Origin of the sequence: Cloacibacillus evryensis DSM 19522 (assembly GCF_000585335.1) — a bacterium.
In the GTDB taxonomy this organism is placed as follows: domain Bacteria; phylum Synergistota; class Synergistia; order Synergistales; family Synergistaceae; genus Cloacibacillus; species Cloacibacillus evryensis.
The window spans coordinates 1,142,734-1,168,892 of sequence record NZ_KK073872.1; the positions used below are offsets into that span (position 1 = coordinate 1,142,734).

At 59.2% G+C, this 26,159-nt stretch carries 24 protein-coding genes; 21 read left to right on the forward strand and 3 right to left on the reverse strand.

From position 1 onward, the window contains the following. The first annotated feature begins 2 nt into the window (after positions 1–2). The 9 genes from CLOEV_RS05010 (at position 3) to lat (ending at position 7,894) form a co-directional block, all read left to right on the forward strand. Complete coding sequence (locus CLOEV_RS05010; RefSeq protein ID WP_008711028.1) at positions 3–1,076, forward strand: DNA-directed RNA polymerase subunit alpha; 1,074 nt, start codon at positions 3–5, stop codon at positions 1,074–1,076. 3 nt (positions 1,077–1,079) lie between these two features. Then, complete coding sequence (gene rplQ / locus CLOEV_RS05015; RefSeq protein ID WP_008711029.1) at positions 1,080–1,433, forward strand: 50S ribosomal protein L17; 354 nt, start codon at positions 1,080–1,082, stop codon at positions 1,431–1,433. A 3-nt stretch (positions 1,434–1,436) separates the two neighbouring features. Next, positions 1,437–2,267, forward strand: coding sequence for an ATP-binding cassette domain-containing protein (locus CLOEV_RS05020; RefSeq protein WP_034442298.1), 831 nt, complete (start codon positions 1,437–1,439; stop codon positions 2,265–2,267). Further along, positions 2,258–3,109 carry an ATP-binding cassette domain-containing protein gene (locus tag CLOEV_RS05025; RefSeq protein WP_034442300.1) on the forward strand — a complete coding sequence of 284 codons (852 nt, stop codon included), beginning with the start codon at positions 2,258–2,260 and terminating at the stop codon, positions 3,107–3,109. The genes CLOEV_RS05020 and CLOEV_RS05025 overlap by 10 nt, the downstream gene beginning before the upstream one ends. 24 nt (positions 3,110–3,133) lie before the next feature. After that, positions 3,134–3,946 carry an energy-coupling factor transporter transmembrane component T family protein gene (locus tag CLOEV_RS05030; RefSeq protein WP_008711032.1) on the forward strand — a complete coding sequence of 271 codons (813 nt, stop codon included), beginning with the start codon at positions 3,134–3,136 and terminating at the stop codon, positions 3,944–3,946. After that, entirely contained in the window at positions 3,943–4,701 is a 759-nt protein-coding gene (gene truA / locus CLOEV_RS05035) for a tRNA pseudouridine(38-40) synthase TruA (protein ID WP_008711033.1), read from the forward strand. Before CLOEV_RS05030 ends, truA begins: the two co-directional genes overlap by 4 nt. A gap of 148 nt (positions 4,702–4,849) precedes the next feature. Next, entirely contained in the window at positions 4,850–5,893 is a 1,044-nt protein-coding gene (gene mreB, locus CLOEV_RS05040; protein WP_008711034.1) for a rod shape-determining protein, read from the forward strand. Positions 5,894–5,897: 4 nt separating this feature from the next. Continuing rightward, positions 5,898–6,320: a YkgJ family cysteine cluster protein gene (locus tag CLOEV_RS05045; RefSeq protein ID WP_008711036.1), complete on the forward strand. Its 423-nt coding sequence runs from the start codon at positions 5,898–5,900 to the stop codon at positions 6,318–6,320. 206 nt (positions 6,321–6,526) lie between these two features. Continuing rightward, on the forward strand, positions 6,527–7,894 hold the full coding sequence (gene lat / locus CLOEV_RS05050; protein WP_008711038.1) for an L-lysine 6-transaminase: 1,368 nt from the start codon (positions 6,527–6,529) through the stop codon (positions 7,892–7,894). A 165-nt stretch (positions 7,895–8,059) separates the two neighbouring features. Here lat and CLOEV_RS05055 read toward each other — a convergent pair whose 3' ends face one another. Next, positions 8,060–8,578 (reverse strand): DNA-deoxyinosine glycosylase, encoded by a 519-nt coding sequence (locus CLOEV_RS05055; protein ID WP_034442305.1) that lies wholly within the window; start codon positions 8,576–8,578, stop codon positions 8,060–8,062. 228 nt (positions 8,579–8,806) lie between these two features. On the opposite strand from CLOEV_RS05055, the gene CLOEV_RS05060 reads away from it, so the two are divergent. The 3 genes from CLOEV_RS05060 to CLOEV_RS05070 all read left to right on the forward strand — a co-directional run bounded on the left by CLOEV_RS05060 (position 8,807) and on the right by CLOEV_RS05070 (position 13,758). After that, complete coding sequence (locus tag CLOEV_RS05060; RefSeq protein ID WP_034442308.1) at positions 8,807–9,862, forward strand: carbamoyl phosphate synthase small subunit; 1,056 nt, start codon at positions 8,807–8,809, stop codon at positions 9,860–9,862. A 10-nt stretch (positions 9,863–9,872) separates the two neighbouring features. Next, positions 9,873–13,010 carry a carbamoyl-phosphate synthase large subunit gene (carB, locus tag CLOEV_RS05065; protein WP_008711044.1) on the forward strand — a complete coding sequence of 1,046 codons (3,138 nt, stop codon included), beginning with the start codon at positions 9,873–9,875 and terminating at the stop codon, positions 13,008–13,010. A gap of 268 nt (positions 13,011–13,278) precedes the next feature. Beyond that, positions 13,279–13,758 (forward strand): Lrp/AsnC family transcriptional regulator, encoded by a 480-nt coding sequence (locus CLOEV_RS05070; RefSeq protein ID WP_008711046.1) that lies wholly within the window; start codon positions 13,279–13,281, stop codon positions 13,756–13,758. Here the strand turns inward: CLOEV_RS05070 and CLOEV_RS05075 are convergent. Beyond that, complete coding sequence (locus CLOEV_RS05075) at positions 13,755–13,937, reverse strand: hypothetical protein (RefSeq protein WP_034442310.1); 183 nt, start codon at positions 13,935–13,937, stop codon at positions 13,755–13,757. The two genes, CLOEV_RS05070 and CLOEV_RS05075, sit on opposite strands and share 4 nt — an antisense overlap. Before the next feature lie 24 nt (positions 13,938–13,961). On the opposite strand from CLOEV_RS05075, the gene gyrA reads away from it, so the two are divergent. The 5 genes from gyrA (at position 13,962) to CLOEV_RS05100 (ending at position 20,269) form a co-directional block, all read left to right on the forward strand. After that, positions 13,962–16,415, forward strand: coding sequence for a DNA gyrase subunit A (gyrA, locus tag CLOEV_RS05080; RefSeq protein WP_008711048.1), 2,454 nt, complete (start codon positions 13,962–13,964; stop codon positions 16,413–16,415). A gap of 3 nt (positions 16,416–16,418) precedes the next feature. Then, positions 16,419–17,045: a phosphatidylserine decarboxylase gene (locus tag CLOEV_RS05085; protein ID WP_034442313.1), complete on the forward strand. Its 627-nt coding sequence runs from the start codon at positions 16,419–16,421 to the stop codon at positions 17,043–17,045. Then, entirely contained in the window at positions 17,042–17,785 is a 744-nt protein-coding gene (gene pssA, locus CLOEV_RS05090) for a CDP-diacylglycerol--serine O-phosphatidyltransferase (protein WP_008711052.1), read from the forward strand. The genes CLOEV_RS05085 and pssA overlap by 4 nt, the downstream gene beginning before the upstream one ends. Positions 17,786–17,921: 136 nt before the next feature. Beyond that, positions 17,922–19,685 carry an indolepyruvate ferredoxin oxidoreductase subunit alpha gene (gene iorA, locus CLOEV_RS05095; protein WP_034442316.1) on the forward strand — a complete coding sequence of 588 codons (1,764 nt, stop codon included), beginning with the start codon at positions 17,922–17,924 and terminating at the stop codon, positions 19,683–19,685. Between the two features lie 2 nt (positions 19,686–19,687). Beyond that, positions 19,688–20,269, forward strand: coding sequence for an indolepyruvate oxidoreductase subunit beta (locus tag CLOEV_RS05100; RefSeq protein WP_008711055.1), 582 nt, complete (start codon positions 19,688–19,690; stop codon positions 20,267–20,269). 194 nt (positions 20,270–20,463) lie between these two features. On the opposite strand, the gene CLOEV_RS05105 is transcribed toward CLOEV_RS05100, so the two are convergent. Then, positions 20,464–22,242, reverse strand: a complete 1,779-nt coding sequence (locus CLOEV_RS05105) for a hypothetical protein (RefSeq protein ID WP_034442319.1) — start codon at positions 22,240–22,242, stop codon at positions 20,464–20,466. A gap of 278 nt (positions 22,243–22,520) precedes the next feature. Here CLOEV_RS05105 and larC2 point away from each other — a divergent pair, with 278 nt between their 5' ends. The 4 genes from larC2 to CLOEV_RS05125 all read left to right on the forward strand — a co-directional run bounded on the left by larC2 (position 22,521) and on the right by CLOEV_RS05125 (position 26,055). After that, the gene (gene larC2, locus CLOEV_RS15835) at positions 22,521–23,201 is read left to right on the forward strand and encodes a nickel pincer cofactor biosynthesis protein LarC2 (RefSeq protein WP_008711060.1); all 681 of its coding nucleotides are present in this window, start codon (positions 22,521–22,523) and stop codon (positions 23,199–23,201) included. Continuing rightward, positions 23,191–23,925 carry an SIR2 family NAD-dependent protein deacylase gene (locus CLOEV_RS05115; RefSeq protein ID WP_008711062.1) on the forward strand — a complete coding sequence of 245 codons (735 nt, stop codon included), beginning with the start codon at positions 23,191–23,193 and terminating at the stop codon, positions 23,923–23,925. The genes larC2 and CLOEV_RS05115 overlap by 11 nt, the downstream gene beginning before the upstream one ends. A gap of 355 nt (positions 23,926–24,280) precedes the next feature. Beyond that, positions 24,281–24,730, forward strand: coding sequence for a MarR family winged helix-turn-helix transcriptional regulator (locus CLOEV_RS05120; RefSeq protein ID WP_034442323.1), 450 nt, complete (start codon positions 24,281–24,283; stop codon positions 24,728–24,730). Next, positions 24,730–26,055: an MATE family efflux transporter gene (locus CLOEV_RS05125; RefSeq protein ID WP_034442326.1), complete on the forward strand. Its 1,326-nt coding sequence runs from the start codon at positions 24,730–24,732 to the stop codon at positions 26,053–26,055. The genes CLOEV_RS05120 and CLOEV_RS05125 overlap by 1 nt, the downstream gene beginning before the upstream one ends. The last annotated feature ends 104 nt before the right edge of the window (positions 26,056–26,159 follow it).

Below are 26,159 nucleotides of genomic sequence, written 5' to 3' on the forward strand. Positions count from 1 at the left end.
ATATGGAGCATGATCGTCATGAGATCATAGTACAGGAATCCACCCCGTCGTACGGTAAAATTACCGTTGAGCCTCTTGAGAGAGGCTACGGAGTAACACTGGGCAATTCGTTGCGCCGTGTTCTGCTCTCCTCGATCAGCGGGGCGGCGGTAGTCGCCGTGCGCGTCGAGGGAGTCCTGCATGAATTCAGCACTGTTCCGGGAGTCAAAGAAGACGTTATCGAACTTCTGGTAAATCTGAAGCATATTCCCGTTCGCTGTCATTCAACGGCGGTGCGCACCCTTCACCTTGAGTCCAAAGGACCGAAGGTTGTGACGGTGTCTGACATCGACCCCGACAGCGAGGTCGAATTTCCCGACCCCGAGGCTTACATCTGCACGCTCGAGGAGGGGCACACCCTGTCGATGGACATTTACGTCGCCACCGGCACCGGCTACGCGCCGATAGATCGTCCGCGTGCCTCATACCTGCCGGTGGACGCGCTTCAGACAGACGCCCTGTTTTCGCCGGTGCAGCGTGTGAAGTACGACATCCAGGACAAGCGTATGGGGCAGCGTACCGATTATGACAGCCTCACGCTGGAAATATGGACGAACGGCGTTGTTACTCCAGAGTCCGCCGTCATACAGGCCAGCCGTATCCTTAAAGGATACTACGCCTCGATCGTGGATTCGCTTGCCGGCCCCGGAACGAGCGCTCTTGATGAGATAATCAAGAACGACGAGGCCTCGCGCGCGACGGCGATGGGCGGCAAACCTGGCTTTGACGTGCACAGCGGACTATCGGGTTTCCCGATGGGAGAGAATTCCATCTATTCGCGTCCCGTGAGAGACCTCGAGCTGTCGGTGCGCAGCGAAAACTGCCTGCTCCGCGGCGGGGTCCATATGATAGGCGAACTTGTCTCCAGGACGAGGGACGACCTTCTGAAAATCCGCAACCTCGGTAAGATCTCCCTCAAGGAGATCGAGGAGAAACTGGCCAAATTCGACCTTCACCTCAGCGGCGACATAAGCACGCCGATTGACGATGACGACGAGGATTTGGATGACAACGAACAGAATCTGAAGGAGGAATAACCAATGAGACACCGCATGAACACAAGGCGGTTGGGACGCTGCAGTTCCCATAGGTGGGCCATGTTAGGCAACATGGCAGCCAGTCTCTTCATCGAGGGCAGCATTATAACGACAGAGACGAGAGCGAAAGAGCTCCGCCGCGTTGCCGAGAAGCTCATCACCAAGGCAAAGGCCGGCACGCTCAATGACCGTCGTCTCGTGATCGCCCGCATCCCTCACAAAGAGGCGGTAACCAAACTGTTTAACGAACTCGGACCGAAGTACGCCGACCGCAACGGCGGCTATACCAGGATCGTGAAGATCGGCGCTCGCGTAGGCGATGCCTCCCCGATGGCGGTAATACAGCTGGTAGACTAATATATGATTCAAGAAAGACAATTCATCCTCAAAGGCGCGGAATTTTGCTATCCGAATGCCTCTGAAAAGATACTCAAGGGTATCGATTTGGAAATCCGCGCCGGCGAGCGGGTTGCGCTTCTTGGTTCAAACGGTTCCGGAAAATCCACGCTCTTAAAGCTTTTAAGCGCCCTGCTGATCCCAACGCAGGGCCTTTGCTTTGTGGGCGGCACGGATACCTCCGAGGCTAAGGGGTACGAACTGCGCGGGATCTCGGCGATCGTATTTCAGAACCCGGAGGACCAGATCGTGGCCTCCACCGTGGAAGAAGAGGTCGCCTTTGGACCCGAAAACCTTGGATGTCCGCCGGAGGAGATACTGGCGCGGCTGGAAGAGGCGCTTGCGGCGACCGGACTCGGCGACCGGCGGGAACAGTTGGTCGCGTCGCTCTCCGGAGGGCAGAAACAGCGTCTCGCCCTGGCCGGCGCGCTTGCGATGCATCCGAAGGCGATATTGCTGGACGAGGCGATGTCGATGCTCGACCCCCGGTCCCGCCGTGATTTTACGGAGATAATCGCGGCGGAGCACAAAAAAGGCCTGACGATAGTGGAAGTCACGCACAGGCTTGATGAGATAAGGGGGGCCGACAGAGTGATCGTCCTGGCGGATGGGGTTATCTCTACGGACGTCAGCGCGAAGGAATTTTTCAAAAAAAGTGAAGCCGAGCTCCTCGCGATGAACCTCGCCAAGCCGCCTCTTGACCGCCTGCACGAACGGCTGGTCCTTGACGGGCTCATCCCCGCGGAGACCGCTGCCTCCGTCGAAGGCATCGAGGAGAAACTGCTATGCCGCTGATCGTAAAAGAACTCAGTTATACATACAACATCGGACTGCCCACCGAACACCCGGCGCTGCATGGGGTATCTTTTGAGGCGCAGGCCGGTGAGATAGTCTCCGTCCTCGGTCATACCGGGAGCGGAAAATCGACGCTCGCGCAGCACCTGAACGCCCTGATGATCCCCCAGAAGGGAACGGTGGTCGTCGACGGCGTGAATACCGCCGAAGCGCCCCGCGAAGTACGCAGGAAGGTCGGCCTCGTATTCCAGTATCCGGAAGAACAGATATTCGCCGAAACCGTGGCGGATGAGATCGCCTTTGCCCCCAGGAACTGGGGGGCCGGCGAAGATGAGATAAAAGAGATCATACCGGAGGCGATAAGGGCGGTCGGCCTTGACGAAAAGATACTCGCCGCCTCGCCGTACAACATATCGGGCGGACAGAAGCGCCGGGTGGCCATCGCCTCCGTGATAGCGGCGCGCCCCGCCTACCTGGTCCTTGACGAACCGACCGCGGGGCTGGATGGAAGGGCTTCGCTTGAATTGATAAAGACTCTCAAAGATTTTGCCCAAAAGGGAATGGGGATCGTCCACATTACCCATGATATAGAGCTGGCGCTGGATATCAGCGCGAAGATACTGGTCCTTGAAGATGGGCGGGCTCTTTCGTGGGCCGCTCCCGCGGAAACCGCGGCGCTGATCTGCGCGGAAAAGATAAAGGGGCTTGCGATGCCGGAGATACTCGAGCTGGCAAAGCGGCTCAAAGAGGCCGGAAAAATAGAGGCGCTCACCTGGTCCCCGGACAGGCTGGCTGACGAGCTGGTTTCGGCCGCGGGAATCAGAGGTTCCCGCCGGCATTGATGACGGAGGGGCAACGAAAAAAGAATGGCAGCCTTTGATAAGATCGCGCTTGGCCAGTACATTCCGGCCAAGTCTCCCATACACGCTCTGGACCCGCGCGCGAAGATAATCCTGGTGATCTCCGCGATGGCCGCGGTCTTCATGACGCATACACTGACGGCCTTTATCCTGTGGGGAGCCCTGCTCCTCCTGATAGCGCGCCTTTCACGGATACCGCCGCGCGTAGTGGCGGCGTCGGCCAGACCCGTCCTTATACTGATAATATTTACCTCGCTGCTGCACCTTTTCCTCACTCCCGGCGACGAGATCGCCCGCTTCGGCAGGCTGACCGTCACGAAAGAGGGCGCCTTCCTCGCGCTGACAATGTCGATGCGCCTCGCCTGCCTTGTCATGTACGCTTCGCTGCTCACCTTCACGACTTCGCCGTCGCAGATCTCAGACGGGCTGGAGGGGCTGTTGTCGCCGCTGAAACGCGTCGGCGTGCCGGCCCACGAGATCGCGATGATGATAACGATCGCGCTGCGTTTCATACCGACGCTCTTCGAGGAGACCGGACGCATAATCAAGGCGCAAAAGTCGCGCGGCGCGGAGTTTGACGAAGGCAGCCTGATGAAACGCGCGAAGGCCTACATCCCGGTACTCATACCGCTATTTGTGATAATCTTTAAGCGTGCCGAGAGCCTTGCCGTGGCGATGGAAGCGCGCGGCTACTGCGGCGGCGCCGGGCGCACGCGTATGAAGCCCCTGCGCTGGCGGCCCTCGGACAGCGCCGCGCTGGCGGCGTTTATCCTCCTCTCCGCCGTTATCGTCTGCGGAGAAAAGGTCTTCCCGCTATGAACCGCTACGCGGCGGAAGTCAGCTATGACGGAGGAAAGTTCTTTGGCTGGCAGATACAGCCGGGGCTGTCCACGGTACAGCGATCGCTGGAAGAGGCGGTCTCCAAAATCAACGGCCGCCACACCCCCGTCGCCGGCGCGGGACGCACTGACGCCGGCGTGCACGCGAGGGCGCAGGTCTGTTCGTTCGATATGGAAAGGCCCTGGGAGCCGCGCCGCCTGCTGCTTGCGGTCAACGCGCATCTGCCGGAGGGCGTCAGCCTCATGCGGGCCGCCGCCGTCCCCGGTGATTTCCATGCCCGTTTCAGCGCCAGAGAGCGTGAATACCGCTACTTTATCTGGAACGCGAGCGCAATATATCCCCATATAAAGGGAAAGGCCTGCTGGATCAAGCCGCAGCGCTACGATTGGGCGCGCGCCGCCGAGGCGGCGAAGGAACTGCTCGGCCGCCACGATTTCAAAAACTTTTGCCGCCTTGAGGGAGGCGAACACAGCACCGTCAGAGAGATCACCCAAATACGCCTGATCGACAGGCGACCGCTTGTCATCCTGCGGATAAAAGGGAACGGCTTCCTGCACAACATGGTGCGGATAATACTGGGAAACCTGGAAATGGCGGCTCTCGGGCAGATAACTCCACGGCAGATAAAAGAGCTGCTCGATACGCGCGGGAGCACCAGATCCGACGGCGGCCGCACCTTTCCCGCCTGCGGCCTCTACCTGTGGCAGATATCGTATGACGAAAAACTATGGTGACAGGCAGGATGGCTTTCATGCGTTTGCTCCGCGCTCTGTGATAAAAGCCTCTTTGTATGGCCGCTTATATGGTAAAATAACTATTTGAGTTATATAGGAACGTTGCAAAAGAAGACCTCTGTATAGAGAGATAGGGAGGCTGGCAGGTTTGTGGAACAGAGATATAGGTATAGATCTGGGCACCGCCACGGTGCTGGTATTCGTTAAAGGCAAGGGGGTCGTCCTCCGCGAGCCGTCGGTCGTAGCGATGGACCAGAGCACGGGAAAGATACTTTCCGTCGGCGAGGACGCCAAAATAATGATCGGGAAGACCCCGGGCAACGTGGTGGCGATACGCCCGCTGCGCGACGGAGTCATCGCGGACTACACCATGACGGAGGTCATGCTCCGCGAATTCCTGAAAAAGACCACCTCCGGCATGGAGCGCATCGTGCGCCACCGCCTGATGATCGGCGTGCCGGCGGGAGCTACCGACGTGGAGCGCCGCGCCGTGCTTGAGGCCGCGCTTGAGGTGGGTGCTAAAGAGGCTTACCTGATAGAAGAGCCGATGGCCGCCGCGATCGGAGCCAATATGCCTGTCGGCGAGGCGGTCGGGAACATGGTCGTCGACATCGGCGGCGGCACGACGGATATCGCCATCGTCTCCCTCGGCGGTCTGGTCGTATTTGAATCGCTGCGGGTCGGAGGCGACAAGTTTGACGAGGCGATCGTCCGCTACATGCGCAAGCAGTATAATCTGGCTATCGGCGAACAGACGGCGGAAGACGTGAAAAAACAGATCGGCGCCTGCGATCCGACGAAGGCGTCTCCCGACAAGATAATGGACATTCGCGGACGCGACCTTGTCCAGGGACTGCCGCGCCAGGTCACGGTCAACAGCGTCGACGTCGCCAAAGCGATCGACGAACCGGTGAGCAGCATCATCGCCGGGATAAAGCGCGTCCTTGAAAAGACGCCTCCCGAGCTCTCCGCGGACGTAATGGACCGCGGGATAATCCTTACGGGCGGAGGCGCTTACCTGCGCGGCCTCGCCGAGCTGATCATGGAAGAGACGGAGATAAACGCCGTGGTCGCCGAATCGGCCGGCGAATGTGTCGCGCTGGGCACCGGCATCGCCCTGGAGTCGCTCGACAAACTCAAGGAGACCGGCGCGGTCTACCTCGCGACGAAGAAAGGTTTCAAAGGCAGATAACCCCATGCATTACTGGTGGGAGCGCGACGGCGTCCGCTTTGAGTGTACCGCCTGCGGCCGCTGCTGCGGCGGAGAGCCCGGCTCCATTTGGGTGACGCCCGCCGAGCGCGCGCGGATCGCCGGCGAGCTTGGGATAGACGAGATCGCCCTGCGAAAAGAATATCTGACGCGCCGCGAGGGAAGATGCAGTATAAAAGAGATGGAAAATTATGACTGCATTTTTCTTGAACGAAACTCGCGGCGCTGTAAGATTTACAAAGTACGCCCGCTCCAATGCCGCTTATTCCCCTTCTGGCCCTCAATATTAAAAGATAAAAAAGTTTGGAATTTTTACGCTAATAGATGTCCAGGCATGAACAACGGAAAATATTATTCTCCGGAAATAATCAAAAAATTCTTAAATTTGCCATCTGCGGAAATATTGTAGATATTAATACAAAAAATAAAGGCTCGTTGTTAGATAATTTTGGATATTATATTTTAAGGCGCGAGAAAAAAGACCTTAATTGTCCCTTGTATTCTGGAAATTCAAACTTGATTTTATTCCCCTGCGATTGTAAACTTATATAAGTTGGTAATATGTAAAATGAACTCATATTCCTAAGAAGTACAAAAACCGAGGAGGTTGTTCACATGCCGTCAAATTGCTCAGTAGCGCCGAAAGATGTATTCTCAACGATTGAAAAGCTCCTTCTTCGTGACGGGTTCGATATCGTCATCGATATGGAACAGTCAAAGGGAAGCCATATCGTAGACTCCGCGTCAGGGGCCAAGTGGCTGGACTTCTACACATTCTTCGCGTCGTCCCCCTTCGGGATGAATCACCCGAAACTCGACAATCCCGAATTCAAAGAGAAGATATTCCGCGCAGCCATCAACAAGGTTGCCAACTCGGACATCTATACGCAGGAAATGGCTGAATTCATCAAAACTTTCGGTGAAGTTGCCGTCCCCGAAGGCTACAACCACGTGTTCTTTATCGACTACGGCACGCTCGCGGTCGAAAATACATTCAAGGTAGCGATGGACTGGAAAGTCCAGAAGCTCCTGCAGAAGGGCAAAGTCACCCCCGGCGAAGCCTACAACGGACGCAAGGGCACGAAGATCATGCACTTCAACGAAGCCTTCCACGGCCGCAGCGGCTATACCCTTTCCGTCACGAACACCAACGACCCGAACAAGCACCAGCGCTTCGCCAAGTTCACCGACTGGCCGCGCATCATCAACCCGAAGATCTCCTTCCCGCTTGAAGACCATATCGGAGAGGTCGAGTGGCTCGAGGCCCAGGCCATCAAGCAGATCAAACAGGTGCTGATGGACGATCCCGACGGAGTCGCGGCGGTCATCATCGAAACGATACAGGGCGAGGGCGGAGACAACCACTTCCGCACCGAGTTCTTCCAGAAGCTGCGCCAGATCTGCGACGAAAACGAAATGCTGCTCATCTTCGACGAAGTACAGTGCGGCATGGGCATCACCGGCAAAATGTGGGCCTGGGAACATCATGCGCCCGTCAAGCCGGACCTCTTCTCCTTCGGCAAAAAGGCGCAGATCTGCGGACTCATCGCCGGCCCGCGCGTCGACGAAGTGAAAGACAACTGCTTCAAGGTATCGAGCCGCATCAACTCGACCTGGGGCGGCACCGTCGTTGACATGGTCCGCGCTCAGAAATACCTTGAGATCTACCGCGACGAAAAAGTCCTTGACTACGTCAGCAACGTCGCCGGCCCCGCGCTCTACGCCGGACTCAAAGAGCTCGAGTCCGAATTCCCCGGATACATCCGCAACGTCCGCGGCAAGGGGCTTATGTGCGCCTACGACATCTGCTGCCCGGAACTCCGCGACAAGTTCCTCAAAGAGTGCCACAAAAACAACATGCTCATCCTTGGCTGCGGCAGCAACACCGTCCGCTTCCGTCCGGCGCTCAACGTTCCCCTCGAAGACCTGCAGCTCGGCATCGATATATCCCGCAAAGCCGCCCAGGCCGTATTCAAGAAGTAATCCTGATCTTAGAGAGCTAAAAAAATGCCGGAGCATCGCTCCGGCATTTTTTATGGCGTAAGCGCCCCGCTGTTTTCTTCGTACAGGGGCATATCCGGCGAGGCGGCTCACGCGGGGCGGACGGCGGCGGGATAAGGGCCGTCCGTGAAAAACATCGCCGCGGCGTCAGCGGCCGGTTCCCTGCCGCAGCGCCTCCTCCCACATCCGGTAGCGCTCGTCGTTCCTTCCGGCGCAGGCCGGGCTGGTGGAGAGCATTCGGCGGTAGTGGCGGGCCGGTTCGCCGAAATATTTTTTGTATTTTGCAAACGCGCAGGCGCCGTTGAAGAGGATCAGAGAAATGTTGGGATGAAGCGCGAGCAGCGAGGGGACGTCGTTCGGCTCCTCGTCTCTGATTTTTCCGTCGAGACTGCCGGCGCGGCGCGCGCATTTTATCGTATCCCATAACGCGAGGCGGCGGCGCAGGATAAAATCGTAGCGTTCCTGAAAGGAGTCCGGCATCGTCTCTCCGAATACACGGTAAAGTATCTTCCAGAAATGGTTTTGCGGATGCGCGTAGTAGCTGCTCATCGCCAGCGATTTTTCTCCCGGCAGCGAACCCAGTATCAGCGTGCGCGAGCTGTCGTTTATAACCGGACCGAAGCTGTACTTCATTTTTTGCGATACCCTTCCCTTCTTGCCTATCATATTTTATCCCCTTTTACCGCCGCCGCCGCCCTATTATTCGTCATAATTTTTGTGCAACCGATTGAATGTCCATTGTCACCGGTAAAAATATATCGAAGAGGGCTTGACGAATTATGTTTAAGGGCTATAATACTCTGGAACTTTGAACGATTGGTAAAATCAATAAATAAACAAAACATATATTCATGTTCATTTTGTTTATAGAAAAGTGAAGGAGTGCGCGATCTTATGAAGAACAGAGTTTACTTGACGCTGAGCGACGGCTCGGTATGGCCCGGAAGGGGGCATATCGAGGCACCCGTGGAGGGAGAAGTCGTCTTTACCACGGCCTCCTGCGGTTATCCGCAGACTTTGACGGACCCCTCTTACAACGGACAGATCGTCATCTTCGCATTTCCGCCCATCGGCATCTACGGAGTGGATAAAGAAAATCTTGAGGGGCGGCGCGTGTGGGTGCGCGCGGCTCTTATGACCGGCCTTGACGAGACGGAGGAGGGACGTTTTGAAAGCCTGACCTCCTGGATGGCGGAAAACGGACGCCCGCTTATCTCCGATATAGACACGCGCCAACTGATATTAAAGATACGCGAATGCGGTTCGATGATGGGCCGCATCGACCTCGAACCGCATGTTCCGGGGCTGGAAGAGCTGCCGGATACGCTGGTTTCCGAGGTCTCCTGCCGCGAAATGGAGACATACGGCGGCGGGGAACTGACCGTCGCGCTGATGGACTACGGCGTCAAAGAAAATATTATTCGCGGCATGGTGCGCCGCGGCTGCCGCGTGATACGTTTCCCGCATAACACGCGCGCTTCCGAGGTGCTGGCCTCCGGCGCCGACGGGATATTGCTGAGCAACGGGCCGGGAGACCCCTCCGTGCTAGATTTCGAGGCGGGCGAGATCGCCGGGATGCTTCCCTGCGGCAGGCCGCTGCTTGGAGTATGCCTCGGCAATCAGCTTCTCGCGCGCTCCTGCGGGGCGAAGACAAAAAAACTCCCCTTCGGCCATCGCGGGGCAAACCAGCCCGTGCTCGAATGTTCCACGGGGCGCGGTATCCTCACCAGCCAGAACCATCAGTACGCCGTGGACGGCGATACGCTTGCGGGGACGGACCTTGAGGTGGCCTACAGCCACCTGGGGGACGGCACGGTCGAGGGGCTGCGCCACAAGCGTTTCGACGCGCTCTCCGTGCAGTTTCATCCCGAGGCCTCGCCCGGCCCGGAGGACGCCTCCTACATTTTCGACAACTTCATAACCCGTATGCGGGCCGCTAAAGGGAGATAGGTGAACGCTGATGAGAGATACGACGATAAAAAAGGTTCTTGTTCTTGGTTCCGGGCCGATAAAGATCGGCCAGGCCGCGGAGTTCGACTATGCGGGCACGCAGGCCTGCCGCGCCCTCAAGGAAGAGGGCTGCAGCGTAATACTGCTCAACAGCAACCCCGCGACGATACAGACGGATAATTCCGTTGCCGACTTCGTCTACATCCGGCCGCTCCTTCCCTACGTGGTGGAGAACATCCTCCGCGAGCACCGTCCCGACGGCGTCGTCGCGACGCTAGGCGGCCAGACGGGCCTCAACCTCTGTATGGAATGCGAAAAGCTCGGCATGTGGCGGCGCTATAAATGCCGCGTCCTTGGCACGCAGCCGGAGGCGATCGAACGCGCGGAGGCGCGCGAGCCTTTCCGCAGGGCGATGATCGAAGCCAATCAGCCGATCATCGCGAGCCGCGGCATCTCCTCGGTCGCCGAGGCGCAGGAATTTGCGCTGCGCACGCCGCTGCCGCTGATACTGCGCCCCGATTTCACGCTCGGCGGCTCCGGCAATTCGGTGGTGCGCGATATTGAAAGTTTTGTGGTGCAGACGGAGGACGCGCTTACCGCCTCGCCGGTGGGACGGGCCCTCATCGAGCGTTATCTCGAGGGATGGCACGAGATCGAGGTCGAGGTCGTACGCGACAACGCGGGGAACTCCCTCGCGGTCTGCAGCATGGAGAATATCGACCCGATGGGCGTCCACACGGGAGACTCTATCGTCGTCTCGCCTGTGCTCACCCTCACCGATAAAGAATGGCAGATGATCCGCACGGCGGCGCTCAGAATAGTCGACGTGCTTGACATCCGCGGCGCCTGCAACGTGCAATTCGCCCTCGCCCCCGACGGCGGCGAATATTATGTCATCGAGGTCAACCCGCGCGCCAGCCGCTCCAGCGCGCTGGCGAGCAAAGCGACGGGGTACCCGATCGCCCGCATGGCGGCAAAGATCGCCCTCGGCCTCAACCTCACGGAGATGGCCAACCCCGTGACGGGCGCAGGCAGCGCCCTCTCGGAACCGGCGCTCGACTATGTGGCGGTCAAGGTGCCCTCCTGGCCCTTCGACACCTTCCCGCAGGCGGACCCGTCGCTGGGGCCGCGCATGAAGGCCACCGGCGAAGTGCTCGCCCTCGCCGCGAATTTCGCGCAGGGGCTGGTCAAAGCCTACCGCTCGCTCGCGCGGGGCAGGACCCTGCCGGACCGCAAACTGCGCGCGTGGGAGACGCGCCGCCTTTGGGAGCAGGTCAACACGCCGACGAACCTGCGTCTCGAGGCGATTACGGAGCTGCTGCGCCGCAGTTCGGCGACGGTGGAGGAGATGGCCCGCAGGACGCACATCCGCAGATATTTTATCGAGCAGCTCAACGCGATACAGCTGGCGGAAAAGTATCTTGAAGAGGACGGCGCGGTGAACGGCAATATCGTCAGCGCCGCGAAAAAGGGCTTCTCCGCCGGCCAGATAGCGCTCGCCGCCGACATATCCAGAGAAGAGGTGCTGCGGAGGCTTGAGGAAGAAGACTATTCCACCGGTTACCGCGAGGTCGACGGCTGCGCCGGCGAGTTCCCGTCAGGCTCCGGCTATTACTACGGCGTGGCCGGCGTGAAGGACGACCCCTACGAGCGCCACAGCGGCGGCATCGCCGTCATCGGCTCCGGCGCGATACGGATCGCGCAGGGGGTAGAATTTGACTACTGCTGCGTCAAGGCGGTCGAGGCGCTGCGCCGCCGCGGCATCCGCGCGATCATGATGAACGTGAACCCCGAGACGGTGAGCACCGACCATGACATATCGGACGCCCTCTACCTCGAACCTCTGACCGTGGACGACGCGCTGCCGGTGCTGAAACGCGAGGAGGCGGCGGGAGTCTTTGCCTGCTTCGGCGGGCAGACCTCCCTGCGCCTCGGCCTCGATCTCGCGCAGGAGGGGATAAAACTCTTCGGCCCCGGGGCCGAGGTGATAGACGCGGCCGAGGACCGCGGAAAATTTTCGCGGCTGCTCACCAAAATAGGCGTGCCCGAGCCGGAGGGAGTCGACGTCGCCTCCGTCGAGGAGGCGAAGGAGGTCGGACGCCGGCTCGGCTATCCGCTGATGGTGCGTCCGAGCTTCGTCATCGGCGGCGTCGCGATGAAGGTCGTCTACGGCGAACAGGCACTGGTCGAGGTCCTGCGGGAGGCCTTCGAGGCGGTCCCCGGACAAAAGGTGATGGTGGATCAGTTCCTCGCGGGGCGCGAATTTGAATGCGACGCCGTCTGCGACGGCGAAGATGTCCTCATCCCCGGGATATTCGAGCACATAGACCCCTCGGGGATACATTCGGGCGATTCGATCGCCGTTTTCCCCAGCTATTCGCTTACAAAGGAGCAGCAGGGGCAGGTGCTGGACTTTGTCAAGGTGATATCGAAGGAGCTCGACGTTCACGGGCTTCTGAATATCCAGTTCGTGCTGCGCGGCGGCGTCTTCTGGATCATAGAGGCCAATCCGCGCGCGAGCCGCACCGTGCCGATCGTCAGCAAGATATCGAAACTCCCTGTCATCGACATGGCGGTGGGCATCGCTCTGGGCGAGAGGCTACGCGATATGCCGTACGGCACGGGGCTCTATCCCGAGACGGGGCAGTGGAGCGTCAAGGTGCCGGTATTCTCCAACGATAAACTCCCCGGGCTGGACCCCAAGCTCGGGCCGAGGATGATGTCCACCGGCGAGAGCCTGGGCGTCGCGGACAACCTTGCCGACGCGATAATGGACGGACTTAAGGGCTCCGGCTGGCTGCCGCCGGCGACTGGACGCATACTGATGAGCATCGCGGACAGCGAGAAGGCGGAGGCTATGCCCGTCGCCTCGCAGTACAAGATGCTCGGCTGGGAGATAGACGCGACGGAGGGTACCGCGGCCTACCTGAAAAAGTGGGGCATCGAGGTGAACCGCGTCGAGCGCGCGGAGCTTGTGCGCCGCCTACGCGGCGGCGAGTGGGACCTCGTGCTGAATATTCCCGGCGGCAACGAGCGCCACATGGCGGACGGCGCGATGATAAGGAAGCAGGCCTGCTCCGCGGGAACGCCCTGTCTGCACTCGATAGCCGCCGCCTGGGCCGTGGCGGCGGGGCTGAACAGCCGCTGAGGCGCGCGGGAACGCCGGAAACAACTCACAATACAAAACGGAACCAAACGACGCCGGGCTTGACCCGGCGTCTTGCGTATCCCCTACCGTCACGCCGGGCCCCGGCTTGTGGCCGGGGCGGCAAATCAAAAGCAAAGGCCGGAAGAGTATACTTAAAATAACGATAAAAATTCATTCTTCCTATTTCCTTTTTGTAGAAAGTAGTTTAATATATTTATGGGTATAGCTAAAAAAGCTATTTTTAATAAGAGGGTAGGGGGAATTGCCGATGTTGAGCAGTAAGCTGCTTGATGATATTGGAAGACAGATCCTGAGAATACTTCAGGAAGACGGCAGAATATCTTTTAACGAACTTGGCAGAAGGGTAGGCCTCTCTTCACCTGCGGTCGCGGAACGTGTGCGGCGTATGGAGGAGGCCGGCATCATCCTCGGCTATCGCGCGGTGGTCGATCAGTCGCGTGTGGGCTATCCGATAATGGCGTTTATCCGTCTCTCCATTCCGGTATCGTTCCTCGCCCAGGCCGACGAGTTGGCGAAGGCCATCCCGGAGGTGCTTGAATGCCATCACCTCACGGGGAGCGACGGAGTTATCCTTAAAGTCGTCGTTTCATCGGTCGGACACCTGGAAGAGGTCATCAGCCAGATGGGCAGCTGCGGCATGACGACGACGGCGATCGTCCTCTCGTCCCCGGTGGTATCGCGTCCCATCGATCCCATCAAACAGCAGACCCCGCCCCCCGCGGTCTAGGGCTGCGGCTGCCGGGCAAGATTAGACTGTTTCTGATTTTTTCTTACATTAAACCCTGTCTTATGGTAAAATATATAAGCTGAATTAGAAGCGGCGAGTATCGCCGCTTTATTGTTGAATAAATTTTTATCATCAGTGATGTAAAGCTCACTGTATTCAGGCATAATCAACGCTTTCACACAGAGCGCCTCGGAGGTATATATATGGATCACAACTCAAAGCAGAGCAACCTATTTGAAATCAATAAGGTTATACCTCTGCCGCTGGAAGAAGAGATAAAGCAAAGTTATCTTAATTACGCGATGAGCGTCATCGTGGGGCGCGCCCTTCCCGACGCGCGCGACGGACTGAAACCCGTGCAGAGAAGGATACTTTTCGCGATGATGGAGCTTGGCGTGCGTCATAACCAGGCCTTCAAGAAATCGGCGCGTATCGTCGGCGAAACGATGGGTAAGTACCACCCGCACGGCGACGCGGCGATATACGATACGATGGCCCGCCTCTCGCAGGATTTCAGCATGCGTTACCAGCTCGTCGAAGGTCAGGGAAACTTTGGCTCGATAGACGGCGATCCCCCCGCGGCGATGCGTTACACGGAGGCGCGCCTCCACGCCCTCGGCGAGGAGATGCTGACCGACATCAATGAGGAGACGGTCGACTGGGGGCCGAACTTTGACGAATCGCTCGAAGAGCCTCTCGTCCTGCCCTCGCGCGTTCCAAATCTGCTGGTAAACGGCAGCACCGGCATCGCCGTCGGCATGGCGACCAATATGCCGCCGCACAACCTCGGCGAGGCGGTGGATGTCTGCTGCGCGATCCTCGACAATCCCGAGGTCGAGCTTGGCGAGCTTATGGGGCTTATGCCAGGGCCGGATTTTCCGACTGGCGGCATAATTCTCGGACGCGAGGGGATAATCGACGCCTACCGCACGGGACGCGGAAAGCTCGTCGTCCGCGGGCGCGTAGACATCGAGGATGGCCGCAAGGGAAAACGTTCGATCATCATTACCGAGATACCATACATGGTCAACAAGACCAATTTCATAGAGACGATCGCGAAGGGTGTGCAGAGCGGCCTTATCGACGGCATCTCCGACCTCAGGGACGAGTCTGACCGCAACGGTATGCGCATCGTCGTGGAGCTCCAGCGCGACGCCGATCCGAACCTCGTGCTGCGCCAGCTCTACACGCGCACACAGCTGCAGAGCACCTTCGGGGTGATAAACCTCGCCATTGTCAACGGAGAGACGAGGGAGCTGCCGCTCAAAGAGCTGGTGCAGATATTCCTCGATCACCGCCGCGAGGTAGTGCGCCGGCGCACCGAGTTCCGCCTCCGCAAGGCGGAGGACCGCCGCCACATCGTCGAAGGCCTGCTCCGCGCCCTGGACGTCATCGACCAGGTCATCCACATTATCAGAAGTTCGGACACCGCGGCGACGGCGAGGAACAACCTCATCGAGGAGCTTGGCTTCACCGAGATCCAGGCGCAGGCGATACTTGACATGCGCCTCCAGCGCCTGACCGGGCTGGAGCGCGAGAAGCTCGATACGGAGCTGGCCCAGCTGCTGATGGACATAGAGCGTTACGACAGCATCCTCTCAAGCCAGCTGATCCTTGACTCCGTCGTCAAAGACGAACTGATGGAGATAAGAAGGAACTACAGCGACAAGCGCCGCACCGACATTGAAAACGCGGTCGGCGAGGTCGCGGACGAAGACCTGATCCCCGAAGAGGATATCGTCGTCGCCCTCTCCCGCGACGGATACATCCGCCGTATGCCGCTGCAGGACTACCGGGTGCAGCAGCGCGGCGGCAAGGGCGTCAAGGGGGTCGCGACGAAGGCCGAGGACGAAATAGCGATAATCGCCACCACCACGACGCACAGGACGCTCTACCTCTTCACGAACAAGGGGCGCGTCTTCGGCGTGCGCGGCTTCTCGCTGCCGGAGCCTAAGACGGGCAAGGGAAAGCTTGTGGGAACGATAATCACCCTTGAAAAAGAGGAGAAGGTCGTCGCGATAAAGGACAGCCTGCTCGGCGGGACGAAATTCATCTTCTTCGTCACGAAGCAGGGAACGGCGAAGAGACTGCCCGTAGAGGAGCTTGACGGCCTGACCAGGGCCGGCCGCCGCGTGCTTGGCATCTCCGAGGGCGACGACATTTCGCGTGTACGCTTCACGAGCGGCACGGACGACCTGCTGCTCACCACGGCGCTGGGGCAGACGCTGCGCGTCAACGAAGAGGAGTTCCGTCCGCTCGGCCGTCAGGCGCAGGGCGTGCGCGGCATCCGCCTTGACGACGGTGACAGCGTGGTCGGCTGCGACGTCGTAAGCGACGGCCGCCATGTGCTTTTTATCAGCGAGCGCGGGATAGGCAAACGCACCTCGTATGACGAATTCACCCAGCATCATCGCGCCGGTTACGGCGTGCGCGCGATGAAGCTTTCGGAAAAGACCGGCGACCTCGTCGGCGCCTGGGGCGTCCAGGACGACGAGGAGATCATCGTGATCAGCAGCAAGGGGCGCATGGTGCGCATCGGCGCTCAAGAGATATCGACGCTCTCCCGCACGGCCACCGGATACATGATCGTAACGCTCGACGAGGGCGATACTGTGGCGGATATCAGCATCGTCCGCAAAGACGACGACGAGGAATAGCGGATGAAGCTTGCCCGCGACGGTTATCCGACGATAGCGGCGCTCATCTTTATGACGGCGGGGGGAGGGCTCATCTCTCCCTGGATATCCGCCTGCCTTTTCGTTCCCCTCTGCATAGTCGTCTGGTTCTTCCGCGACCCCGAGCGCGCCCCCGAGCGCGCCCTCGCGGACGGAGACTTTCTCAGCCCGGCGGACGGCAAGGTCGTCGAGATCGAGGAATCCGAACACGAATATGTCGGGCGCGCGGTAAAGATCGGCATATTCATGAATGCTTTCAGCGTTCATGTCAACCGTTTTCCGACCGACGGCACGGTAAAGTACATAAAATACGTCCCCGGCAAGAAATGGTTCGCCTTCGCCCCGAAGGCCTCGGAGATAAATGAGCGTTTATACGTAGGGGCGGAATCGGATCACGGCCGCTTTCTGCTCGTGCAGATTGCGGGTATACTCGCGAGAAGGATAGTTCGGCGGGTCCGCATGGACGATATAGTGCCAATCGGCGGCAGATATGGTATGATAAAGATGGGGTCGAAGGTCGACATATACCTTCCCCCGGAAATTATGCCTAATGTCAAGATCGGCGACAAGGTGTTCGCGGGGCACAGTATAATAGGAGTGTTAAAAAAATGAGAAGAGTAGACAGAAGAGTGAAGAATATCCCCATAAAAACGATAATTCCGAATATGATAACGAGCGGCAGCGTCTTCTGCGGAGTGTCGTCGCTGATACTTACCGCCCATGAACGCTTTATCCCCGCTGCTCTTCTGATCTGTTTCGCGGTATTTTTCGACGTGATGGACGGCCGTGTCGCGCGCAGCCTCGGCGGCAGCAGCGCTTTCGGCGAGGAGCTCGACAGCCTCGCGGACGCGATCAGTTTCGGCGTCGCCCCCGCTTTCCTCATCTACAACGCCTACGTCGGCGTCGAGAGCGGCATCTGGGGACCGCTGACCGCCTCTTTTTTCGCGCTCTGCGGCGTTCTGCGCCTCGCGCGCTTCAACGTCACGCACGTGCCGGCCGGCCCGTTCCAGGGTCTTCCGATACCTGCCGGCGGCCTCGCGCTGGCCTCTATCGTCATCGCCCGCCTGCCGATAACGCCGCTGGTCGCGATGTCGGCGATGTGCTTCGTCGGCGCGCTGATGGTGAGCTCGGTGCCGTACTGCAACGCCAAGAAACTCAAGAAATCGAATGTCAGCCGCGCCAAACTTTACGGACTCATGACATTTATCGCCCTCTGCTTCTTTATTTTGAGAGAAAAGGCTTTTCTTGCCATGGCGGTAATGTATATAATAAGCGGGTTGGTGAAGTTTGACGGAGCGGAGTGGATAATGCTTCACGCTGAGGACGAGCGTTCGGCTCACGAGAAAGACTGATCGCTTACGGTCTTTTAAGATATCGGCCCCGGCTTCGCTCAGGCGGAGCCGGGTTTTTTATAACAGCAGGAGTTAATGGCGCCGTTCCGCGGCTGGTGCGCAGGCCGGCGCTATTCAATAAGGGGGAAACTTTTTGATGAAGAAGATCATGACCGGCAACGAGGCGATCGCCCGCGGCGCGTGGGAGGCCGGACTGCACGTGGCGGCCGCCTACCCCGGCACGCCTTCGACGGAGATACTGGAAAACCTCTCCGGGTACAAGGATGTCTATTCAGAGTGGGCGACGAATGAGAAGGTCGCTCTTGAGGTGGCGGCTGGAGCGTCGATGGCGGGGGCGCGCGCTCTCGCGGCGATGAAGCACGTCGGGCTCAACGTGGCGGCGGACCCGCTTTTCACCCTCGCCTACACGGGAGTGGGCGGCGGGCTTGTCGTCGTCACGGCGGACGACCCCGGGCTCTTCAGCTCGCAGAACGAGCAGGATAACCGCTTTTACGCCTCGCACGCGAAGCTCGCGATGATCGAGCCCTCCGACAGCCAGGAGAGCCTCGACTTTATAAAAGAGGCTTTTGCGATATCGGAAAACTTCGACACTCCCGTGCTCTTCCGCGTCAGCACGCGTATCTGCCACAGCAAGACGCTCGTTGAGCCGGGAGAACGCGCCGAGGTCGCTGTACGCCCCTACGAAAAAAACAGCGCGAAATATGTGATGGCTCCGGCCCACGCTAAAAAACGCAAATACCTTATGGAAAAACGCATCGCCGCGCTGAAGGAATTCTCCGAGACGACGCCGCTGAACCGCGTCGAACGCGGCGAGGGGAAGACCGGCATCATCACGAGCGGCATCTCCTACAACCACGCGAAAGAGGTCTTCGGCGACGGGGCCTCCTATCTCAAGCTCGGCTTTACCTGGCCGCTGCCGGAGAAAAAGATCCGTGATTTCGCCGCCTCGGTCGATACGCTCTATGTGATCGAGGAGAACGAACCCTACATAGAAGATTTTGTGAAGGCGCTCGGCGTCGCCTGCACGGGCCGTGAAAAGCTCCCCTGGGTCGACGAGCTGACGCCGGAGGTGATCCGCCGCGCCTTCTTCCCCGGCGAGGCCGAAACTGGAGGCTACGCGATCGACGCCAATATACCGCCGCGTCCTCCCGTGCTCTGCGCCGGCTGTACGCACCGCGGCTTCTTCTACGAAGTCGGCAAATACAAGGACATCGTCGTTACCGGCGATATCGGCTGCTACACGCTCGGCATGGTGCCGCCGCTCTCGGTGACGGATTCCGTCATCTGCATGGGGGCCAGCGTCTCCGCCGGCGTCGGCTTCCGCAAGGCCGTAGAGCGCGCGGGAAGGAATGAAAAGGTCTTTGCCGTCATCGGCGACTCGACCTTCTTCCACTCGGGGATCACGGGGCTTATCGACGCCATCGTCAACAAGGCGCCGATCGTCGTCAACATCCTCGACAACAGGATCACCGCCATGACCGGCCATCAGGAGAACCCCGGCACCGGCCGCACGCTGATGGGCGAGCCGACGCATCAGGTCGACCTCAAGGCGCTCTGCATGGCCTGCGGTGTCAAAGAGGAAAACATCCGCCTCATCGACCCTTACGACCTTACGGCGACGAAAGAGGCGATAAAAGCCGGACACGACGCCTCCGAGCCCTTCGTGATAATCACCACGTCTCCCTGCGCGCTCATTAAAGAGGTCATAAAAAAGCGCGCCAATATGAAGTGTGCCGTGGACGAGGAAAAGTGCGTCAAGTGCAAACTGTGCCTCAAGGCGGGCTGCCCGGCGCTCAACTTCCGCGGCGGCCGCGTCTACATCGACCGCGCCTCCTGCAACGGCTGCACGGTCTGTATGCAGATATGCCCGAAAAAAGCTATCTCCAGGGAGGGTGAATAGCCATGAAAAACAACGATACCAAAAGCATCCTTCTCGTCGGCGTCGGCGGACAGGGAACGATCCTCGCCTCGAAGATACTCTCCGAGGGACTCGTCCGCAAGGGATATGACGTCAAGATGTCCGAGATACACGGCATGAGCCAGCGGGGCGGCAGCGTCACGACGCACGTCCGCTATGGATCGAGGGTGGCGTCGCCCGTCGTGCCCGAGGGCGAGGCGGACGTGCTCGTCGCCTTTGAAAAGGTCGAGGCGGCGCGCTGGCTCCGTTACCTGAAAAAGGGCGGCACTCTCGTCGTGAACGATTTCGAGATATATTCGCTGCCCGTGCTTACCGGCGCGGCTGAGTATCCGGAGGGCGTCACCGACAAACTCAAAGCGGAGGTGCCGAACACGAAATGCTTCAACGCCGGGAAGGTCGCCGAATCGCTCGGCAACATCAAGGCGCAGAACGTCGTGCTGCTCGGCGCGCTTGTGAAGGCGATGGGCCTTGAGGATCTGGACTGGAAGGCCGTCTTGTCCGAGACGGTCCCCCCCAAGCTGCTTGAACTGAACATCAGGGCTTTCGAGGCCGGATTGGCTCAATAGAGCGGATGGGGATATAAAAAAACCGAAGATGGCGCGGGCCGGTCTGGTTTTTGCCCGCGCCGTCTTCAACGTTTGGAAGGCATTACGGTTTTGGCCGGAATTACCAATATTTACAGCATAAAAAGTCCGTGCGCATGGACCCGCACGGACTTCGTTCTTATATAGGATTCAGCCTGGTTCGGATCAAACGGCGGTTACCACTTGAGTTCCGTCTCCGTGACCTCTCCGTCGCCCCATGTTACCGTGAGCAGCAGCTTGCCGTTCTTGGCGTTCAGTTTGCCGTTATTCTGCATCAGCAGCTGATAGGTCTTTGTGCCGTTGACGTTGAGCTTGACCGTTCCGTTGGCCGCGTTGAGGAACTTGCCGCCCTCCCGCACGCCGAGGAGCCACCTGCCGTTGTTGGCGGCCAGCGTGTCCCAGCCGGCGCCGCCGCTGTCGGCGAGGACCATCGCCTTGATGACGCCCTTGCCGGCGGCCTTGACCGTCAGCGCCATATCCTTGGCTCCGTTCGCGCCCTTCTTCTTATTCTTGCCGACGAGGTCCACGGCGACGCTCTCGGGCTTCTTTGAGACGAATGTCACCGAGCGGTCGGCCTTTGTAACGGCGCTCTCGTTCTTGTCTTTGCCCGCCGCAGCTTTTGTGGCGCCCTCCATCAGACGGCCGTCCTCAAAGACGATCGTGACGCGGTAAGGCCCCGTATTTTGGTCTTTTTCCTCGTCAAAGGCGATATGTAATTCTTCGGTGCCGTCGACGTCGATCGCCACGGACCCGTTCGCCTTGTTCAGCCTCTTTCCATCCGGCGTCAGTACCGCCGCGAGATAGGATTTGTCATTGCCCTGTATGGTGTCCCACAATTGTCCGTTTTTAAGGTTGGTCACGCGCACGCCGGTTATCCTGCCTTTGGCGTTGATCGCTATTTTGACGAAGCTGTCGGGGGTCATATTGGACTCGAACTTCTTGCTCTGCCCCACAAAATCATATTTGCTGGCGCCGTTGTACTCCACCGATACGGTGTCTTTGGCGACGGCTTTTTTGCCCTCGGTCGCTTTCAGCTCAAGCATCCTGCCGTCTGAAAGCGTCACCAATATCTTGGCCGACGTCTTGGGTTTTTCGAGGATGCCCTGCTTATCGTCCAAGAACAGCATGCAGCGGACGTCTCCGCCAAAGGAGAGGCTGCCGTCCGTCTTGTTGAGGATGTTGTTTGACTCGTCGATGACAACGGCGAGAGGCGCTTTGCTGCCCGGCACCGTGTCCCACTCGGCTTTCTGCGAGCCGTTCTCGGCGGTGATTTTGACGCCCTTCACCTGTATGCCCGTTGAGAGTTTGAAGTGCGCGTCGAAACGGTAGTCGTTCCTGCCGTTCGTGCCGACCGACTTCTTCTCCCCCGCGAAATCCTGTTCCGAGACGCCGCGGCTTTCAAAGAGGACTATCTCGTCCTTTGCCGGTCCCTTCTTCGCGTCGTCCGTCTTTTTATCCTCGCCCTTCTTGTCCCCGGCCTTCGCCGCCACCGCCTTTACCGTCGTCGAGGCGCTGGTTTCAGCCTTGTCTATGAGCGTCACGTTGGCGATGAAGGTGGAATCCTTCGGTATCGCTCCGGCCGCGTCGTTGATCATCAGCGTGAACTGAGCGGCGAGGATCACGGGGGTTATCGTCATCCGTCCCGTTTTATTCAGGAGCTCGCCCTTGGAATTCTTTACGAGAAGCAGGTTCTTCATGTTGGAAGTGCTCCACGTGACGCCGGTCGTTTCGTTCTTGAGAGATATCTCCCTGATCGCCTGAGCGCCCGTCATCGTAAGTGTGAATACCGCGTCCGGCGTTCCGTCCGGCGTCGCCGTACCGGCTCCCATGAGATCGTCGTTAGCCCCGTCGAATACGAGAGATTCGGCTTTAAGCGTAACATCCGCATAGGAGGCGGGGCAGAGGGAAAATACCGCCGCCGCAAATGCCGTTAATAATACAAGAAACTTTCTCATTATAGATTGCACCCCTTGGATTTATATATTTACCGTCATGTTATTTTATAACAAAATCCTCTTTTTAAAAATTTATATATGAATTTTTCAGCATAAATCTGTACGGGGGCCGGATAGGATACATAAAGTCCGGTAAACGACCTCCCAAATGGGGAGCGTAGGCGAGCTTTTTGCGGGGTAACGGCACGGTGAAAACATCCGCGCGCTTCGACGCCATGGGCCGCAAACGGAGTTTTGTTATAAAATAAGGAGAGGCGGATTTAAAGAGGTGATCGGTTATGGATGGCGGTAAGATAGGCGGCGAAGTGTTCGAGATCAGCGCTAACATTGACGATATGACCGGCGAGGATCTCGGCGCGGCGATGGATATCCTGCTTGGCGCGGGGGCGCTCGACGTCTGGTTCGAGCATATACAGATGAAAAAAAACCGTCCGGCGGTCAAACTGTCGCTGCTGGCCCGCCCCGGCGACGAGGAGCGGCTTGCCGAGGCGGTGCTGCGCCATACCACTACGCTGGGCGTGCGCATGAGCAAAAGCTCCCGCGTAACGCTGGCGCGCGCGACGGATACGGTCGCGACCGAATTTGGCGAAGTGCGGATGAAGAAGGGGCTGCTGGGCGGCGAAGTGATCAAGGAGATGCCGGAATACGAGGACGTTAGGCGTATCGCCGCGGAAAGCGGCGAGCCCATAGCCGCCGTGAGAGGGATGATCGCCGCGGCCGGGGGCGGGAAGAAAAGGCGCTTCCGCCATTACAAGGGCGGCGAGTATGAATACCTTGGCACGGCGCGCCATTCGGAGACGGAGGAGGAACTCGTCCTTTACCGTCCGCTTTATAACGACAGCGGCCTCTGGGTGCGCCCGAAAAGGATGTTTTTTGAGAACGTGGTCGTCGACGGGAAGAGCGTTCCCCGTTTTGCGGAAATAAAAGAGCAGATGGAGGGGTTGCGAAATGAGCGTTGAAGAAGATGCCAAAAGGCTGGCGCGGCTCGTTAAGGAGGGCGGCGTCACCATATTCAGCGGGGCCGGGCTGAGCACGGAGTCCGGATTGCAGGATTTCCGTTCCAGGGACGGGATATGGGCTCACGCCGATCCGACCAGGCTGGCTTCGGTCGGCGCGCTGGAGGATAATTATGAGGAATTCCTTGAGTTTTACAAGGCGCGCCTCTATGTGCCGGAGGAGATCCAGCCTAATATCGGCCACAAAATAATCGCCAAATGGGAAAAAGAGGGCTATGTTGACGGCGTGATAACCCAGAACGTCGACCGCCTGCACCAAAAAGCCGGTTCCGTCAACGTATGGGAGCTTCACGGTAGCCTGGAGCCGGTGCGCTGCCACAGCTGCGGCGGCGAGGGCTCGACGGCGGACTTCCTCGCCGGCAAACCCTGCGCCCGCTGCGGAGGACGCCTGCGGCCAAGCGTCGTCCTCTTCGGCGAGATGCTGCCGCAGCGGCCGCTTGAGGCGGCCGACGAGCTCAGCGACGGGTGCAGGACATTCATCGTCCTCGGTTCCTCGCTCGTCGTCTCGCCCGCGAACTACTTTCCCAGGCAGGCGAAGAGCAGGGGGGCCCGCCTCGCGATCGTCAACCGCGACCCCACGCCGCTCGACGGGATCGCCGACATCGTCGTACACGAGGGAATAGGGGCCTTCCTGACAGAGGTGGAAAAGGATATGCAGGGCCGCTGAAAAGAGCAGATGACGGGAGGCGGTCCCTGCGATGTTTTTAGCGCTCCGGACCGCCTCATGATAAGGTGGCCGCGCCGGTTTTAGTCCGCTCTCTTTGGCCGTCGCTGAAAAACCGCGGCGTCGTAAGCGGAGAAACGCGGAGGCGCGCCGCGCGTTGTGCAGCCCGGCTGCATTATATATTATCCGTGTTTCCGGGCGACGCTGCGCGGCGGACGTTAGCCGGGGGCGGAGGTAAGGCCGCCGCGCGGGCCGCGTGCCTTTCGCGTAAAAACTCTCACAAAATTTCTTGCAAAAAGTCTGAATCCGTACTATACTGGCCCAATGGTCCGAAGCAGGACTAAAAAGGGAGATGTGAATGATGTACGGCAGTATCCCCGATGTGGAGCTGAGGCGTTTTTACTCATTATGGCGCGACATGGCCCTCGTATACGACGAATGGTCAAAGGCGCGCGGGATCAGCGACAGCGCCGTGCTGGTGCTCCATTCGCTCTATTATGAGCGCGGCGGCTGTACGCAGAAGATGATCTGCGACAAATGGCTCTTTCCGAAGCAGACGGTCAACTCGATCTTGAAGGATTTTGAAAGGCGCGGGCTGATCGAGTTTTCCACTCTCGAATCCGACCGCAGGAATAAGCTGGTACGGTTGACGCCCGCGGGGGATGATCTGGCGGGCTCGCTCATTCCCGAACTTTCGCGGCTGGAGCGGTTCGTAATGGAAAAGATGGGCGAAGAGGGGAGGCGCGGCCTCATCGAAGGCATGGCCCTGTTTGTAAAGTATTTCCGCGAAGGGTCGCCAGAGCTCTGATGAAGAATTCGAGAGAATTTTTCTCCTGCGTGCTGCCCTCTCTCGCGGCTTTCGCCCTCTCGGGGGTCTACGCCGTGGTAGACGGCTTTTTCGTCGGCAACAGCATCGGCGACGCGGGGCTGGCGGCGATCAACTTTGCCTTTCCCGTCACCGCGCTTTTACAGGCGGCGGGGACCGGCATCGGCATGGGGGGCGCGATACGCTTTGCCATCTGCGCCGCGCAGGGCGACGAGAAAACGGCGCGGCATTATTTCAGCGCCACGCTGATCCTGCTCGCGCTCTGCGGCGCGCTGCTCTCCGTCCTGTTTTTTGTCTCCGCCGGGCCGCTGTTGAAGACGCTGGGCGCGCGGGGGGCGACACTCCCGCTCGGCAGGGAATATCTGATATTCATCGCCGCAGGAGCCCTCTTCCAGGTCTTTGGGACTGGGCTCGTGCCGCTGATAAGGAACATGGGCGGTTCTCTTTACGCGATGTTCGCGATGTCAGCGGGTTTCATCGCCAACATAATCCTCGACTGGCTGTTTATCATGGTATTCGGCTGGGGTATGGCGGGGGCGGCGGTGGCCACGGTGATAGGGCAGGCGGCGACGGCGCTTTGCGCGGCGTTCTATTTCGCCGTCAAGCGTTACCCGCCTTCGCGGCCGCCCGTGCGGATGGTCCTCCGCTTATTCTCCGTGATATTGAAGATAGCGATCTCTCCCTTTGGGATCACCTTCTCTCCGATGATAGGGATGATGCTCATGAACCGCTTTTCCGTTCTCTACGGCGGAGAGGGCGCGGTAGCATGCTACGCCTGCGTGGGCTACATCGTCACTATCGTCTATCTGCTGCTGCAGGGCGTGGGCGACGGCTGCCAGCCGCTTATCAGCCGCTATTACGGCAGCGGGCGGCGGGCCGACATGCGGCGCGTCTGTTTACTGGCCTATATGACGGCGGGGGCGCTGAGCCTGCTCTCCATCTGCGCCCTGTATCTGGCGCGCGGCGGCGTCGGGGAGCTCTTCGGGGCTTCGGAGGCGGTGGGGCGCAGCGTGGCCCGGGTACTGCCGCTTTTCCTCGCGGGCGTCTCCTTCCTGGCCTTTACGCGCATCACCGCCGCGAGTTTTTACGCGACGGAGGAGAGCCGGCTGTCATATATCCTCGTTTATGCCGAGCCGCTCTTTCTCCTGGCATTCCTGCTGCTCATGCCGCGTTTTTTCGGCCTGACCGGCGTATGGCTGGCCACGCCCGCATCGCAGGCGGCGACGGCGGCGATAGCGTCAGCCGCGAGACGGAAGGCAAAGGCGCTGAACCCATCTCGCGCCGGGCGGGCGGAGGCCGCTTCGTAAACGGCGAACAGGCGGATGATCCGTATCATCCGCCTGTTTACGGCTTACCGCCGCGTCCCCGACCGGCGTGCCGCCGGCAGCCCTCTGGGAGGGGCGGAGCCAGC

Bases quoted from the DNA above. Each gene is read 5' to 3' on its own strand.
- CLOEV_RS05010 (WP_008711028.1), top strand. From the start codon at position 3: ATGGAGCATGATCGTCATGAGATCATAGTACAGGAATCCACCCCGTCG.
- rplQ (WP_008711029.1), top strand. From the start codon at position 1,080: ATGAGACACCGCATGAACACAAGGCGGTTGGGACGCTGCAGTTCCCAT.
- CLOEV_RS05020 (WP_034442298.1), top strand. From the start codon at position 1,437: ATGATTCAAGAAAGACAATTCATCCTCAAAGGCGCGGAATTTTGCTAT.
- CLOEV_RS05025 (WP_034442300.1), top strand. From the start codon at position 2,258: ATGCCGCTGATCGTAAAAGAACTCAGTTATACATACAACATCGGACTG.
- CLOEV_RS05030 (WP_008711032.1), top strand. From the start codon at position 3,134: ATGGCAGCCTTTGATAAGATCGCGCTTGGCCAGTACATTCCGGCCAAG.
- truA (WP_008711033.1), top strand. From the start codon at position 3,943: ATGAACCGCTACGCGGCGGAAGTCAGCTATGACGGAGGAAAGTTCTTT.
- CLOEV_RS05045 (WP_008711036.1), top strand. From the start codon at position 5,898: ATGCATTACTGGTGGGAGCGCGACGGCGTCCGCTTTGAGTGTACCGCC.
- lat (WP_008711038.1), top strand. From the start codon at position 6,527: ATGCCGTCAAATTGCTCAGTAGCGCCGAAAGATGTATTCTCAACGATT.
- CLOEV_RS05055 (WP_034442305.1), bottom strand. From the start codon at position 8,578: ATGATAGGCAAGAAGGGAAGGGTATCGCAAAAAATGAAGTACAGCTTC.
- CLOEV_RS05060 (WP_034442308.1), top strand. From the start codon at position 8,807: ATGAAGAACAGAGTTTACTTGACGCTGAGCGACGGCTCGGTATGGCCC.
- carB (WP_008711044.1), top strand. From the start codon at position 9,873: ATGAGAGATACGACGATAAAAAAGGTTCTTGTTCTTGGTTCCGGGCCG.
- CLOEV_RS05070 (WP_008711046.1), top strand. From the start codon at position 13,279: ATGTTGAGCAGTAAGCTGCTTGATGATATTGGAAGACAGATCCTGAGA.
- gyrA (WP_008711048.1), top strand. From the start codon at position 13,962: ATGGATCACAACTCAAAGCAGAGCAACCTATTTGAAATCAATAAGGTT.
- CLOEV_RS05085 (WP_034442313.1), top strand. From the start codon at position 16,419: ATGAAGCTTGCCCGCGACGGTTATCCGACGATAGCGGCGCTCATCTTT.
- pssA (WP_008711052.1), top strand. From the start codon at position 17,042: ATGAGAAGAGTAGACAGAAGAGTGAAGAATATCCCCATAAAAACGATA.
- iorA (WP_034442316.1), top strand. From the start codon at position 17,922: ATGAAGAAGATCATGACCGGCAACGAGGCGATCGCCCGCGGCGCGTGG.
- CLOEV_RS05100 (WP_008711055.1), top strand. From the start codon at position 19,688: ATGAAAAACAACGATACCAAAAGCATCCTTCTCGTCGGCGTCGGCGGA.
- CLOEV_RS05105 (WP_034442319.1), bottom strand. From the start codon at position 22,242: ATGAGAAAGTTTCTTGTATTATTAACGGCATTTGCGGCGGCGGTATTT.
- larC2 (WP_008711060.1), top strand. From the start codon at position 22,521: ATGGATGGCGGTAAGATAGGCGGCGAAGTGTTCGAGATCAGCGCTAAC.
- CLOEV_RS05115 (WP_008711062.1), top strand. From the start codon at position 23,191: ATGAGCGTTGAAGAAGATGCCAAAAGGCTGGCGCGGCTCGTTAAGGAG.
- CLOEV_RS05120 (WP_034442323.1), top strand. From the start codon at position 24,281: ATGATGTACGGCAGTATCCCCGATGTGGAGCTGAGGCGTTTTTACTCA.
- CLOEV_RS05125 (WP_034442326.1), top strand. From the start codon at position 24,730: ATGAAGAATTCGAGAGAATTTTTCTCCTGCGTGCTGCCCTCTCTCGCG.